Annotated in this window: 13 protein-coding genes; 8 read left to right on the forward strand and 5 right to left on the reverse strand. The window is 52.8% G+C overall.

The features are described 5' to 3' along the window. Positions 1 to 41: 41 nt before the first annotated feature. The 5 genes from TU81_RS15390 to TU81_RS15410 form a co-directional block, all read right to left on the reverse strand. Positions 42 to 2153: a hypothetical protein gene (locus TU81_RS15390; RefSeq protein ID WP_193387883.1), complete on the reverse strand. Its 2112-nt coding sequence runs from the start codon at positions 2151 to 2153 to the stop codon at positions 42 to 44. A gap of 81 nt (positions 2154 to 2234) precedes the next feature. Beyond that, positions 2235 to 2648 (reverse strand): GtrA family protein, encoded by a 414-nt coding sequence (locus TU81_RS15395; protein WP_048395898.1) that lies wholly within the window; start codon positions 2646 to 2648, stop codon positions 2235 to 2237. Further along, positions 2648 to 3601, reverse strand: coding sequence for a WxcM-like domain-containing protein (locus tag TU81_RS31035; RefSeq protein ID WP_048395900.1), 954 nt, complete (start codon positions 3599 to 3601; stop codon positions 2648 to 2650). The genes TU81_RS15395 and TU81_RS31035 overlap by 1 nt, the downstream gene beginning before the upstream one ends. Further along, positions 3594 to 4541 carry a glycosyltransferase family 2 protein gene (locus tag TU81_RS15405; RefSeq protein WP_038982178.1) on the reverse strand — a complete coding sequence of 316 codons (948 nt, stop codon included), beginning with the start codon at positions 4539 to 4541 and terminating at the stop codon, positions 3594 to 3596. The genes TU81_RS31035 and TU81_RS15405 overlap by 8 nt, the downstream gene beginning before the upstream one ends. Then, a complete protein-coding gene (locus TU81_RS15410; RefSeq protein ID WP_038982179.1) occupies positions 4538 to 5635 on the reverse strand; it encodes a DegT/DnrJ/EryC1/StrS family aminotransferase in 1098 nt (365 codons plus the stop codon). Before TU81_RS15410 ends, TU81_RS15405 begins: the two co-directional genes overlap by 4 nt. A 281-nt stretch (positions 5636 to 5916) precedes the next feature. On the opposite strand from TU81_RS15410, the gene TU81_RS15415 reads away from it, so the two are divergent. The 8 genes from TU81_RS15415 to TU81_RS15450 all read left to right on the forward strand — a co-directional run bounded on the left by TU81_RS15415 (position 5917) and on the right by TU81_RS15450 (position 14404). Continuing rightward, a complete protein-coding gene (locus tag TU81_RS15415; protein ID WP_082157852.1) occupies positions 5917 to 6930 on the forward strand; it encodes a UDP-glucose 4-epimerase family protein in 1014 nt (337 codons plus the stop codon). Beyond that, positions 6927 to 7949 carry an MraY family glycosyltransferase gene (locus tag TU81_RS15420; protein WP_048395902.1) on the forward strand — a complete coding sequence of 341 codons (1023 nt, stop codon included), beginning with the start codon at positions 6927 to 6929 and terminating at the stop codon, positions 7947 to 7949. Before TU81_RS15415 ends, TU81_RS15420 begins: the two co-directional genes overlap by 4 nt. Before the next feature lie 108 nt (positions 7950 to 8057). Continuing rightward, positions 8058 to 10052 (forward strand): polysaccharide biosynthesis protein, encoded by a 1995-nt coding sequence (locus TU81_RS15425; RefSeq protein WP_048395903.1) that lies wholly within the window; start codon positions 8058 to 8060, stop codon positions 10050 to 10052. Positions 10053 to 10164: 112 nt separating this feature from the next. Beyond that, positions 10165 to 10500, forward strand: coding sequence for a ComEA family DNA-binding protein (locus TU81_RS15430; RefSeq protein ID WP_048395905.1), 336 nt, complete (start codon positions 10165 to 10167; stop codon positions 10498 to 10500). A 207-nt stretch (positions 10501 to 10707) separates the two neighbouring features. After that, positions 10708 to 11502 carry an SDR family NAD(P)-dependent oxidoreductase gene (locus TU81_RS15435; protein WP_038982183.1) on the forward strand — a complete coding sequence of 265 codons (795 nt, stop codon included), beginning with the start codon at positions 10708 to 10710 and terminating at the stop codon, positions 11500 to 11502. Positions 11503 to 11534: 32 nt separating this feature from the next. Beyond that, on the forward strand, positions 11535 to 12809 hold the full coding sequence (gene fabF / locus TU81_RS15440) for a beta-ketoacyl-ACP synthase II (protein WP_048395907.1): 1275 nt from the start codon (positions 11535 to 11537) through the stop codon (positions 12807 to 12809). Between the two features lie 74 nt (positions 12810 to 12883). Beyond that, complete coding sequence (locus TU81_RS15445; protein WP_048395909.1) at positions 12884 to 13537, forward strand: GntR family transcriptional regulator; 654 nt, start codon at positions 12884 to 12886, stop codon at positions 13535 to 13537. Positions 13538 to 13552: 15 nt separating this feature from the next. Beyond that, complete coding sequence (locus tag TU81_RS15450; protein WP_038982186.1) at positions 13553 to 14404, forward strand: urea carboxylase-associated family protein; 852 nt, start codon at positions 13553 to 13555, stop codon at positions 14402 to 14404. Positions 14405 to 14555 lie beyond the last annotated feature (151 nt).

Raw genomic sequence — 14555 nt, forward strand, 5'->3', positions numbered from 1 at the left:
TTTGTTAGTGCTGATAAGTAATGTGTTGGTTTCGAGTGGGTTTATTTTTTTATCTCGATCCAATCTAGCTTTCCAGCAAGACCGTAGTATTTCTCATCAGTGTCGCTAATAAATGTAATAGTGTTCATTCCGTTTCTAAGTTGGCTTTTAACAAGCTCAGCTTTGAATTTATTTCCGTCCGTCCATTTTAATGGGATGTCAATGCCGTTTAACTCGATTTTCATACTGGTTGTTATTTCTGGGCTGACCATTATATCGAACAGCCCTTGTAAATAATAGCGGTCTGCAGAAGGCGAGAACTTAAAGTCGAGGAAAGCATTTTTATTGCTTTTCCAAGCTAAAGACTTGTGCTGAAATTTATTGACAGCCCAGTCGGCTTCGCGCCATCCAGAACCGGCTGTTGGTAACTCCATGCTCCACCAGTCACCGAAACTCCAGAAGTAATGGTCGCTGGATCCCTGGTCAGTAAAGTTTACTAGTGAATTATGATAGTTAGGTTTGTCGATGAACCCACGATAGATCGAGCCTGTATGCCCTTGGTCACTACGTAACATGTCCGTACGGAGTGGATCAACTTTTGTAACTTCATCTGGGCTTACTAAGAGGGTCGCGGTCTGTGATTTTACAAGTTTTTTATCTTCTAGTTGCGGGCCTTTTTCTATCCCTGGGCCACTAACTGGTGTTGGGTAATGAAATAACCACTCGGTAGCAGTCTCTTCGCATTCCCCCTTTCGTGCAAGGCTGTCGATTTGCTGCCACTCGTTACCCAACGCATGGCATACCTCCACTTTATTAAATGGATGGCCATAAATATAGTTAAGGGTGGCTTGGAAGTTTCCATTGATAAACATCCATGTGTGATTGAGTTGGTTTGTTTTGTCAATAACTACTAACGTTTTGTCCTTGATGTCGCCATCAAATTGTTCGACGATGTTTTTTAGAATGCTGCGCTGCCTATCTGAGAGCTTAACATAGTGGTGGAATTGATATAGTTGTGTTGAAAATCCGATGAAAATCAAAAAGGCCATGCAGCACGTGGCGAGGTGTTTATTGATTTTGCTTATGGCTATGAGTATGGCTAAAGTCGCGAATACACCACCAGGCGTTGCGAACAGGAATGTACGCTGGCTTATGGATTGGTGAGCAGGAGATAGTAAGAAAGGCGCATAGCCTAAAAGAACCAGGATAATGCCAGCTATCAATAAGTGGGTGGAAAGTATTAGCGAGGGTGAAGCTGTAATATCTGTTCTTTTAAGTTTATGTAGCAGTGCAAGGGTTATGATGGTTGCTATCGCTAGTACACTTAATGCGTACCAGTATGTATTGAATTCGATGGTGGTAATTTGTAACGCGTCATACCAGCCACCCAAGGTTGTCCTCAGCAATCCAATCGAGAACAGATTTGGTAGTGAGAGTTTGATCGTGCTGATTGTGTTCGTGCCAGCTATAGCACCTTGATAGCTCTTAATTAATGGTGCGGTATAGATTGCATAAACAATATAAGTGAGCGCGCCGGTAAACCAAATAAGGTGTTTCCAGATCTGTTGGCGTAGTTGAGATATTGCCAGTTTGATGCCGGATCTTGCAAACACAATCAGGAATGGTAGTACCGTCAGTAATAGTGAAGCTTCATACATTGCACAGGCGGCTAGCAATAGTATGGCTGACAGGCCTGCCATTAGATATGACGCGATTGGCGTTGTCGAATTTTTAGCAGCTATGAATATAGCGGTTCCAAGTAGAATCGAACTAAGCGCCCAATTTATATGGAGTGCTCTAAACGACAACTGCATGGTGTCAGCCGGGTAAATTACGATTAACAGTCCCGCGATCACTCCCCATTTCAAGGAGCCTGTGAGGTGAGTCGTTATATAGCTAAGGCTCGAGCCTTTTACGCATAGCGATAATGCGAGTAATAAGTTCCAATACTTGAATGAGTATGGGTCAAGAAAGTATGCAAGTGCCTGAGGGAAAATCGTTAAAGGTCTAAGTGCATGGGCAGCCAGAGGGCTAGAAGTATCGGCAAAAAAGAATAGTCCACTAGTTGTGAACACTCCTAGCAATCCCCACTCTTCTATCAGGCCGATCAGCGAGAAACCGTAGGGTAACCACAACGCAAATACTAAAAAAACAACCGGGATGATTTGTGCCATCCAGAATTTTGTCACGCCAGACGAGTGCAGCCAGGAATACCTGTGAGATAAGATTTGCTCAGTTGTATTTGTCATTGAGTCCTACTGGTCTATTTCTGTCTTAGACTGATGTGTAGCTTTAAGTATTGTTTTGCTCAGCAAGTAAGTTACAGGCAGAAGCAGGACAATGATCAAAAGCGGCGCTATTTCTTTAGGTATGCCTAATCTCTCTACCATAAGGCTAAGCATTAAAGCAGCCAATATGTACTGGAGTAAATACACTAAAGGGTAGGCCATCAAGCCTTTCCATGATTTTTTTACATTGAAAACAATTTGTGCATTAAACAGGTACGAAAATACGATTCCGGTTATGTAAGCGATGACATAGGATTTTTGATAGCTTATATACATGTTAAGCAATAAATAGATTCCATAGGTCAGGAGGGTGTTTAAAAAACCTCCTGCCAGGAACGATACCCATCGGCGTACATGTTCTTTTGAAATGGTAATGCTCACTAGTTTTTCGAGCCTGTAATTTTCAAAAAGTCGGAATAATCCCGAATGTAATCAGCCGCATCATAGTAGTCGGAAGTAAATACCAGCAGGACAGCATCTTCCGAGTATTTATACTGGATGCCCCAGATCAAGGGTGGCAAGTAAATACCTTTGTTCGGAGCGTCGAGCATTACTTCTGCGCGGCTTTGACCGTCATCTACCACTACAGCGCAACTCCCTTTGACGCAGATAAGAAATTGATGGCATTTGTGATGGGCATGTTCGCCGCGGGTTTTTTGGCTGGGTACGTTAAACACCAGGAAATAGCGCTTCGGAATAAAAGGGATTTCCTTTTCGAATTCGCCGACCGACAAATCGCCCCGCATGTCCGCTACGTATTTGAAGCTGTGTGAGGTGACTTCGCCCACTCCAACCCTTGTAATCCCTTCTTGCAATTCTGCATTTTCAACGAGCTTCGGTTTTTCGCTGTTGTCGCTTGCCGTTGAATTCTCTACGTATCCGGTAATCCGCGCCGGTGACCCTGTCACAATCGCATACGGAGGCACGGATTTGGTGACCACCGCGCCAGCTCCTACCATTGCACCAATACCGATGGTGACTCCTGGGAGGATCACGGCGCCACCACCGATCGAGGCCTTGTCGTGTATCACCGTTGGCAGAAACGTTTCCGGGTAAATCTTGGAGCGAGGAAACTTGTCATTGGTGAACGTGACATTCGGACCAATAAACACATCGTTGCCAATTCGCAGTCCATCCCAGACATACACGCCAGACTTGATTGTCGTTCTGTCGCCGATAACGACATCGTTTTCAATCAGGCAATGGGAGCAGATGTTCACATCTGCACCGATCACAGCGTCGGGAAAAACAACAACGTACTGCCAGACACGGGTGTTTTGACCGATATTGGAGCTTTTGACGTCAGCACTAGGATGGATAGTCGGGTTAGGCATGATCAGTTTGCTCCCTATTGTTCAATTGCATGCTCACGACTGCTAATGGTCGTTGTTTGGTGTTTTCATAGGCGCGCCAGGCATAGGTGCCTACAAGGCCCAGACCCAGAAGATTCAAAGTGCCCAGCAGCAGGACCACGACCATGGTGGCGGCATACCCTGGTACGGCGATGGTGCCGTGAATTCTTGCAATGATGACCATCAGGCCTATTGCCGCTGAGACCAATGAGCCTATCGCGCCCATTTTGATCAAAAGACGAATAGGGTAGTCGGTAAACGCGAAGACGCTGTCCATCATGTATTCCAGCTTCTTCTTGAACGTCCACGCTGACTTACCTTCCTGGCGAACCTGGCGATCGTAGTCGACGAATTTTCTTCTGAAACCGAGCCAGAATATTAATGCGATCAACGACGAACGAGATTCTTCAAGTTTCAGAAGCTGCTCTTTGAAGGCGTTGTTGCAGCCAAAGATATCCACGCCACCTTTAGGCATGTCGTGGACCACCAGCTTTCTATAGAGGCCCCAGAACATTGAAGAGGCCAGTCGGCTGAAAAGCGGATCCTTACGGGCGTTACGTGTCCCGATGGCCACATCACACTCATCGTTCGACAGCGACTGGAAGAAGCTGATCAACAGTTCCGGTGGTTCCTGCAGGTCGGCCGCCATGACGCCGAAATATTCCCCGGTTGCTGCCATCAGGCCCGTACGAATGGCCGGGAAAGAGCCGAAATTCCTTGAATGAGCAATTAACTGCGCGGCAAACGGCAGGTGTGGCAGTTCTCTTTGAATCAACTCAAACGATGCATCCGGGCTGCCATCGACGACAAAAACCGCTTCTACCTCGTTGTTCAGGCTCTCGTTGATTTCGCGGAGAGCCTGAATCAAGCGTGGAATGGATTCTGCGTTTTTGTAAACCGGGATGATGATCGAGTACGTCATGCAGCCCATCCATTGACCGCTTTGATCACTGCGCTGACTTCATGCTCTTCCATTTCTGGATAGCATGGCAGAGTCAAAATCTCTTTTGCCAAACGCTCGGTGTTGGTCAAGTGGCAGTCAACGTTCACGTTCTTGAATACAGGTTGTTTGTAGTCAGGAATCGGGTAGTGGACCTCGGAAGCGATTTGCAAGCCACGCAGATGTTGCTGCAGGGAGTCCCGTTTCGGGCTCTTGATCACATAAAGGTGAGCGACCCAGGCATCGCTTTTCCCTTGCGGATGAACAATGTCAGGTTGATTTATTTCATTGCGATAACGTTCGGCAATTTCGTTGCGTCGGGCATTGCCCTGATCAAGATGGGGCAGGAACTCGGAGAGAATGGCAGCTTGCATTTCGTCCAGGCGGCTGTTTCTGGCTCCGCTCAGCTCCACGCAGTATTTGGAAGACCAGCCGTATTGACGCAATTGTGAGACTCGCTGCGCAATTTCAGCAGAGTTGGTGACTACTGCGCCACCGTCGCCAAGCGCGCCGAGGTTTTTTGTCGGGTAGAAACTGAAGCTCGAGGCGTCCCCGAATGTCCCTACACGTTTGCCATGCAGGCTGGCTCCGTGTGCTTGTGCGCAATCTTCCAGGAGCGCAATGCCGTTGTCCGCGCAGAAAGTGGCGATTTCCTGGATTTCCGGGATAGCCAAACCATAAAGGTGAGTGACGACGACGACTTTGGCGCCTGCCTCAACGGCACGTTTGACTTGGGCAAGCGTTACGACCTGGGTATCGAAGTCGACATCCATGAAGGTGGGTACGGCACCAATGGCCAGGACCGAAGTGGTGGTATACATGCCGGCGTTGGCGACAGTAGCGACCACGTCACCTTTTTCAACACCCAGAGCCTTGAGGGCCAATTCAATTGCATCGGTGCCATTGGCGACGGTTATGCAGTGGTCAGCGCCCAGGTATTGGGCAAAGGACGCTTCAAAACGTTTGACCTCCGGACCCAGCACAACCCATCCGCTGGACACCACGCGTTGGATGGATGCATCGATCTGATCTCGGTATTTGGCGATTTTCGCGCTGAGATTATTGATTTGCTGCATCGATGTACTCCCTTCGAGGCCTAGCCTATTGAATTTAGTATTTATTTTGAATCACTTGCTGACGCCAGCCATCTTGGCTAGACGCCTAGGCTCTACTCAGTGAGCTTTTAGTCAAAATTGGGTGGATTCTATCTCTCCCGGGTGTTTGCTCCAACCGGTGTGATGGAAATTCGTCTTGAATCGATAGCGTGGAATTCCTCATCTGCGGACCAGACGCTTGGCGGTCGGAGGGAGGGCTGGGGGGTAACACACAAATTCAGCGCTCAAAATGACGTCTTTTCGTGATAGATTATTCCATTGCTATCAATTTTTTAAATCGGTTTGAAATGTCAAAAAAAATACTTGTAACCGGTGCTACGGGGTTTCTGGGAAGTGCTCTGGTAAAGCATTTCTGCACGTTACCGGAAACATCGGTTGTGGCTCCGCTCAGAAATTTGAATAGCAAGTTGCCCGAAGTAGTACAAAAAATTTATATATCGAATATAGATCGAGCCACCAATTGGGCTCAGTCTCTTTCCGGTGTGAATGTGATTGTGCATTCGGCGGCTCGAGTGCACGTCATGCACGAGGATCCGGCGCAATCGCTGGAAAAATTTCGTGCGATCAATGTCGAAGGGACACTTAACCTGGCGCGGCAGGCCATACTGGCTGGCGTTAAAAGATTTATCTTTATCAGTTCTATCAAAGTCAATGGGGAAACTACTGCGTCAGGACGTGCGTTCTCTGCAGATGATATTCCACTGCCTTCGGATTCATATGCGATTTCCAAGTGCGAAGCAGAACAACAACTTATGCAACTGGCCCAGGATGGAGCCATTGAAGTTGTAATCATCCGTCCGGTGCTTATTTACGGTGCAGGTGTAGGTGCGAACTTTCAGCAAATGATGCGATGGTTGATCAAGGGTATTCCGCTACCATTCGGGGCGGTGAACAATCAGCGAAGCCTAGTATCACTGGAAAATGTCGTTGATCTGATCAATACGTGTGTCGATCATCCCCGCGCTGCGAATCAGGTCTTTCTGGTAAGCGATGATAGTGATGTTTCAACGACCCAGTTGATGCGACGCCTTGTCACTTATTTGGGGGCGAAAACCTGGCTTGTACCCGTTCCTGCCGGGTTGCTGGTGTTCCTGGCTGGCTTATTGGGGCGACGGGCGGTAGCTCAACGGCTTTTCGGCTCATTGCAGGTCGATATCCAGAAAAACAAGGAACTGCTGGGCTGGCGTCCACCTGCAAGTCTGGATGAAGGGTTGAAATTGACCGCGCAGCATTTTCTGGAGTCTCGCCAAAAATGAATTATGCGTGGTTCATTCCGGTGGCTGTCTGTATTTCCTTTTTTCTGACGGCGGCGTTACGCAAGTACGCGATTTCTCGAAGATTGATGGATGTCCCGAACGCCCGTAGTTCTCACGTGGTTGCAACACCGCGTGGTGGCGGCGTAGCAATTGTCGTGGCTTTTATTGTGTCGTTGATGTTTCTGTACGCTGCTGGACTGATTACGCCATCTGCCTTTTTCGCGAGTGCAGGGGCAGGGCTCTCGATAGCGCTGATTGGTTTTATGGACGACCACGGACATATCGCCGCACGCTGGCGTTTGTTGGGGCATTTTGCGGCGGCGGTCTGGTTGCTGGGCTGGATGGGTGGTTTGCCTCCAATCGCACTGTTTGGCGTGTATGTCGATATGGGCTGGGCAGGTCATGTGCTGGCAGCTTTCTATCTGGTGTGGTTACTCAATCTCTACAACTTCATGGACGGAATCGATGGCATTGCCAGCGTAGAGGCGATGTGTGCCTGCCTGGGAGCTTGTCTGCTTTATTGGTTGGCAGGGCTGGACAGCCTGATTTGGGGACCGTTGTTGCTCGCCGCTTCTGTGGCAGGTTTCCTTTATTGGAATTTCCCACCCGCGAAGATTTTCATGGGCGACGCCGGCAGTGGATTTCTTGGCATGGTGCTGGGGGGGCTTTCTCTGCAGGCGGCGTGGGTGAGTGCGCCTATGCTATGGGCCTGGCTGATTTTGCTTGGGGTATTCATCGTCGATGCGACATTTACGCTGTTTCGCCGTTTGTTTAGAGGGGAGAAAGTCTATGAAGCGCATCGCAGTCATGCCTACCAATTTGCCTCACGTCGCTTCGGCAAGCATTTACCGGTAACGATCGCTGTTGGCATGATCAATCTGTTCTGGCTGTTGCCAATAGCCGTGTGCGTGACACGTTTTGGTCTGGACGGAGCTTTGGGGGTCATTTTGGCTTATGTGCCACTGATCGTGCTGGCAATAAAATTTCGCGCCGGAAATCAGGAAGATTCAGCGGTATAGAACTAAGCAGCTACTACTCTGTCATTAGGTTTAGAGTGATTGCGGCGCGCCTTTGAGGTTTCAGGTGAAGGGGCTGCAGAGAGGAGGACTAAGGTGTTTGAAGGGTTTATGGATAAAATCAGAGCGTACCTGGTAGGGCTCCCTCGGCGTCGAAAAAGGTTAATTCAGGTCGCTACAGACATCCTGTTGGTCTGGATCGCCCTGTGGCTAGCGTTTATCGTGCGTCTGGGCCTGGATGATATGTACAACCCCTTGAGAGTCCATTTTTGGCTCTTCGTCTGTGCCCCAATTATCGCTATTCCCTTGTTCATACGTTTTGGCATGTACCGTGCCGTCATGCGCTATTTCGGTAATGACGCCCTCATCGCCATTATCAAGGCCGTTAGCCTTTCGTCGCTTATTCTGGCTGTCGTTGTCTATTGGTACAGCAATCACGAAACGGTAGTGCCACGCTCCATCGTTTTCAACTACTGGTGGCTAAGCCTCGTCATCATCGGCGGTCTGCGCTTGTGCATGCGCCAGTACTTCATGGGCGACTGGTTCACAGCCGCCCAGCATGTACCGTTCACCAGTCGCGATGATGGCCTAACCAAGGTCGCCATTTACGGTGCAGGCGTGGCGGGCAATCAACTGGTTGCAGCACTTCGCATGGGCCGAGTCATGCGCCCTGTGGCGTTCATCGACGACGACTCCAGCATCGCCGATCGCTCTATCTCTGGCCTCCAGGTCTACAAACCCAAACACATCCAGCAGATGATCGACGTCACCGGTGCACAGGAAATCCTTCTGGCCCTACCGTCGTCCACCCGCGCGCGACGCAGGGAAATTCTCAATCTGCTGGAAGGTTTCCCGCTTCACGTACGAAGTGTTCCGAACTTCACCGATCTGGCCAGCGGTCGGGTCAAGGTTGAAGACATTCAGGAAGTGGATATCGCTGACCTGCTAGGCCGTGACGCCGTGCCAGCGCAGGCTGATTTGCTTGAGCGCTGTATCAAAGGCAAGACCGTGATGGTCACTGGCGCTGGCGGGTCGATCGGTTCGGAGCTGTGCCGGCAGATCTTCTCCCTTGGCCCGACCACGCTTCTGCTGTTTGAGCACAGTGAGTTCAACCTCTACAGCATCTTGTCGGAATTGGAGCAGCGCGCCTGCCGTGAGTCGGTACCGGTCAAGTTGCTGCCTATCCTCGGCTCCATACGTCACCCGCACAAACTGCTCGATGTGATGAAGACCTGGCGCGTAGATACCGTTTATCACGCGGCCGCTTATAAACATGTGCCGATGGTCGAGCACAATATCGCTGAAGGCGTGCTCAACAATGTCATGGGCACGTTGAATACCGCTCAGGCTGCCTTGCAGTCGGGTGTGGCCAACTTTGTGCTGATCTCAACCGATAAAGCCGTACGTCCGACCAACGTCATGGGCAGCACCAAGCGTCTGGCGGAGTTGACCCTTCAGGCCCTCAGTCGTGAAATCGCCCCCGTACTGTTTGGCGACAAGGCGAATGTATCCCGGGTCAACAAAACCCGTTTCACCATGGTTCGTTTTGGCAATGTGCTTGGGTCGTCCGGTTCGGTGATTCCGTTGTTCCACAGCCAGATCAAATCCGGTGGCCCGCTGACGGTCACGCACCCGAAGATCACCCGTTACTTCATGACTATCCCTGAAGCGGCACAACTGGTGATCCAGGCCGGTTCCATGGGGCAGGGCGGCGATGTGTTCGTCCTGGACATGGGCGAACCGGTGAAGATCGTCGAGCTGGCGGAGAAGATGATTCACCTGTCCGGTTTGAGCATCCGCTCGGAGAAGAACCTGCACGGTGACATTTCCATTGAGTTCACTGGCCTGCGTCCGGGCGAGAAGCTCTACGAAGAGTTGCTGATCGGGGATAACGTCGCTGCTACACCACATCCGATGATCATGTCCGCCAACGAAGACCATCTGTCCTGGGACGTGCTCAAGGGCCGTTTGACTGAGCTGTTGTTGGCTGTCGAGGAAGATGATTACTCCCGCGTGCGCCAGCTTCTGCGCGAAACGGTCAGCGGCTATACCCCTGACGGCGAGATTGTCGACTGGATCCACCAGCAACGCCGTCTCGAGCCCTGATTGTTTCACATCCTGTAACGGACACATTTTTGACAGCTCCAGTACATCACCTAAGTTTAGGAGGCAGCTTCGGAAAAGCTGCTTTCTCAATCGATGTCATGGAGCTTCATTTATGCGTACTGGCTATTTCTACTCTCTGGTTTTTGCCCTGCTCACCAGCGCCTCTATTGCGGCCATTGCCGCCCCGGCAGCGGCGCCGGAGGCTGCCAAGGCACCCTTGATGCTGGACGTTGCCGCCAAGGCTCAAACCGGTAAGGTCGATCTCAATGGGGCTGATGCGCCGACTCTGCAGCGCGAGTTGTCCGGGATTGGTGAGGCGAAAGCCAAGGCGATTGTTGCTTATCGTGAGAGTAATGGGCCATTTTCGTCCGTCGACGAATTGCTGGAAGTGAAAGGGATCGGCAAAGCCATTCTGGACAAGAATCGCGAGAAGCTGGAAGTGAACTAAGCTTATAAATCCACACCAAGAGGCCGGTCATTGACCGGCCTTTTTGCATATTGCCGCAGAGGGTGATTTGACGCCTTTCATCAGAAGACAAAAAATTACGACTATCATATAGCGCTAAAATTATGCCTATAATAAATTCGTCATTCGCTGAAACGCTCTGACATTCAGGCACTTCGCCTTCCTCATGCATCCTCCAGGAGCATTGTCATGAATTCTGTCCAGAACCAAGGTACAGCCCTCGTCACCGGTGCTTCTTCCGGCATCGGTGCGGTTTACGCGGAGCGGTTGGCGGCGCGTGGTTTTGATTTGTTGCTGGTTGCCCGTGATCTGGAGCGGCTGGAGGCCGCGGCGAGCAAGTTGCGCGCCGCGCATGGGGTTCAGGTGGAGGTACTGAAGGCGGATCTGACGCAAAAGGATGATGTGTTGAAGCTTGAGCAGCGTCTGCGCAGCGATTCGAGTATCAGCCTGTTGCTGAACAACGCCGGTGTCGCGGCGGATGGTTTGCTTGCCAACGCGGATATGGATCAGCTGGAGCGGTTGATTCAGCTGAACGTCACCACGGTGACGCGGCTGGCCTCGGCGGCGGCGGCCAGTTTTACCAAGGCGGGTCGTGGGACGATTATCAATATTGCATCGGTGGTGGCGTTGTTTCCAGAGCGGTTCAATGCGACGTACAGCGCGAGCAAGGCTTATGTGTTGAGTCTCACTCAGTCGTTGAACGCCGAACTGGAAGGCACCGGGGTCCAGGTTCAAGCGGTGTTGCCGGGTGTAACACGCACCGAGATTTTGGAGCGCTCCGGTATCGATGCGTCCCAGATTCCGGCGGACATGATCATGGAGGCGGGGGAGATGGTCGACGCGGCGTTGTCGGGTCTGGACCAGGGTGAGTTGATCACCATTCCTTCGTTGCCGAATGCCTCCGAGTGGGAGGCCTTTATGGCGGCGCGTCATGCGATGGCGCCGAATCTGTCCAGAAGCACGGCCGCCACGCGTTACAAGTGAGGCACCATGAATAGGCTTGAGGTATTTGCGTTATGAGTAATCGTCGAGTGGTGGTCACGGGCATGGGCCTGGTGTCGCCGTTGGGTAGTGGCGTCGAAGCGGTTTGGGCGCGTCTGTTGGCCGGGCGTTCCGGGTTGCGGGCGTTACCGGATGAGGTAGTTGCCGATCTGACCACCAAGGTCGGTGGGGCGGTGCAAACCTTGGCGGAAGATCCGGAGGCGGGTTTTGATCCGGATCGGGCGACACCGCCCAAAGAGCAGAAGAAGATGGACCGCTTCATTATGTTTGCCATGGAGGCGGCGCGTCAGGCGCTGGAGCAGGCCGGTTGGCAACCGCAGGACGCCAACGCCCAGGAACGCACTGCCACCATTATTGGCTCGGGCGTGGGTGGTTTCGGCGCGATTGCCGATGCGGTGCGCACCACCGACAACCGTGGCCCGCGACGTTTGTCGCCGTTCACCATTCCTTCGTTTCTGGTCAATCTTGCGGCGGGCCATGTGTCGATCGAGCACGGTTTCAAGGGCCCTTTGGGGGCTCCGGTAACGGCGTGCGCGGCTGGGGTTCAGGCGATTGGTGACGCGGCGCGGCTGATTCGATGTGGCGAGGCAGACATTGCAGTGTGTGGCGGGGCGGAGGCGGCGATCGATCGTGTTAGTCTCGCCGGGTTCGCGGCGGCTCGGGCCTTGTCCAGCGGTTACAACGACACCCCGGAGCGCGCCTCGCGGCCGTTCGACAGTGGGCGTGATGGCTTTGTGATGGGCGAGGGCTCGGGCCTTTTGGTAATCGAATCCCTGGAACATGCCCTGGCGCGCGGCGCTCAGCCGTTGGCCGAGCTGGTCGGTTACGGCACCAGCGCCGATGCTTATCACCTGACCGCGGGGCCTGAAGATGGCAGCGGTGCGCGTCGGGCGATGTCGCTGGCGTTGGCTCAGGCGGGCATTTCGCCGGCACAGGTGCAGCATCTCAATGCTCACGCAACTTCGACACCGGTTGGTGATCTCGGGGAATTGGCGGCCATCAAGTCGCTGTTCGGCTCGGACAACAAGATAGCGGTAACGTCGACCAAGTCCGCGACCGGGCATTTGCTCGGTGCCGCAGGCGGGATCGAGGCGATCTTTACGCTGTTGGCGCTCCGCGATCAGGTGGTGCCGGCCACGCTCAACTTCGATAACCCGGATCCAGCCGCCCAAGGCGTGGACATTGTTCATGGTCAGGCGCGGCCAATGACGATCGAGTACGCGATGTCCAACGGCTTCGGATTTGGCGGCGTGAACGCCAGCGTGTTGTTCAAATATTGGGAGGACTAGTTCACGACAGGTGATGGCACGAATAGTGATTACTCATTCGCTGACGATTGTTGAACAATCTAGAGGCGTTGAGTATGAGCAGCGGACTGTCCCTGGCCGACCACATCACATTGGAGTTACGCGCTGACATCATCGGCGGTCGTTTGCTGCCCGGCATGGCGTTGGTGGAGAACGATCTGGTGTCGGCTTACAACGCCTCGCGAAATACAATTCGCGAGGCGTTGCACCGTCTGGGGCAGGAAGGACTGACCCTTTATGTCCGCAACAAGGGCGTGATGGTGCGTCGGCTGGGGAGCGATGATGTGCGCGATCTGTTCAAGGTCCGTCGCACCCTGGAGTTGCAAGCCATCAGCGCCAGTCAGCCACTGCGTGATTATCAGTCCGACCGGATGCTCGAAGCCCTGGAAGCCACCGAGTTGGCCCGGGAGCGTGAGGACTGGCGAGCCGTCGGCACCCACAGCCTGGCATTTCACCAACACATCGTCGGATTGCTGCGCAGTCCATTGTTTGATGAGTTCTTCACCAACGTCGTCGCGCAATTGCGCCTGGTGTTTTGCACCGCTCCCGATGAATCACGTTTTCAGGCGCCTTGGCTGGCGCGTGACCGGCAGATACATGACTTGCTGGCCGACGGCGATAAGCGCGCGGCCGGGGACGCCATGAGCCTTTATCTCGACGACTCCGAACACCTCCTGTTGCAGATGCTTGCCCCTTCTTCCCATCACTGATTGAGGATTTGTGCCATGTACAAAGACTATCCGGCGGCTTATCAAGTCAGCAAAGGCTCGGCCTTGCAGGTGGACACGGCTTTTTACGAGAGAGTCCGGGACAAGAAAGAGGGTCGCACGCTGATCGAGCAGTTCGAAGTGCCGATCCGCACCGGCCGCGCCTGGAATGTGCCGGCCGGGCATGTGTTCAGGGTCACGACCCCGGTCGGCCCGCAAGTCGGGGACTTCAATGTCTGGAATGCCCACGACCCGCGTGAACGCTTGTGGGCAGCGCGGACCCGGCAGTTGCAAGGGGCGCATGTCAGCACCCATGACCGGCTCTGGTCGAACCTGCCTTTCTTACGACCGTTGGTGACTATCACCGACGATAGCCTGGCCGGGTATGGTATCGACGAACATGGCGGGCGTTTGCACGACTTGCTGGGGACGCGCTGCGATCCGTATGTGAACAAAATGCTCACCGGTGAGGACTTCCATCATCACTGCCACTCGAATTTGACTCGCGCAGTGTTACCCCATGGCCTGACCGAGTTTGACGTGCATGATGTGCTGAACATTTTCCAGTGCACCGGCCTGAATCACGATGACATGTACTTCATGAAAGCCTGCCCGGCGCAGCAGGGCGATTACCTGGAGTTCTTTGCCGAGATTGATTTGCTGTGCGCGCTATCGACCTGCCCGGGTGGGGATTTGTCGCTGGCCATGTGGGGGCCGGATGCGCAGGATCCGCTGAGTGTGTGTCGTCCGCTTGGGGTGGAGATTTATCGGTTGGAGGAGTCGTTGCTTGAAGGCTGGAGCCAGCCGGAGCGTGCGGCTTACAAAGGGCTGCATGGCTTGCACATTGCCAAGGCGGATTGGGAAAAGTAAGAGCAAAAAGATCGCAGCCTTCGGTGTAGTGGTTCAGTTTTTTTAAACCATCGCGTAGGAGTATTAAGCCGCCTGTTGCTCGAACAGCGCAGGCGGCAAGTGGTTCGAGGCGGAGTGGCAACGGCGATGGTTGTAATGCGAGATGAATTCC

The sequence above is a fragment of the Pseudomonas lini genome, from assembly GCF_001042905.1.
Classification (GTDB): Bacteria; Pseudomonadota; Gammaproteobacteria; order Pseudomonadales; family Pseudomonadaceae; genus Aquipseudomonas; species Aquipseudomonas lini.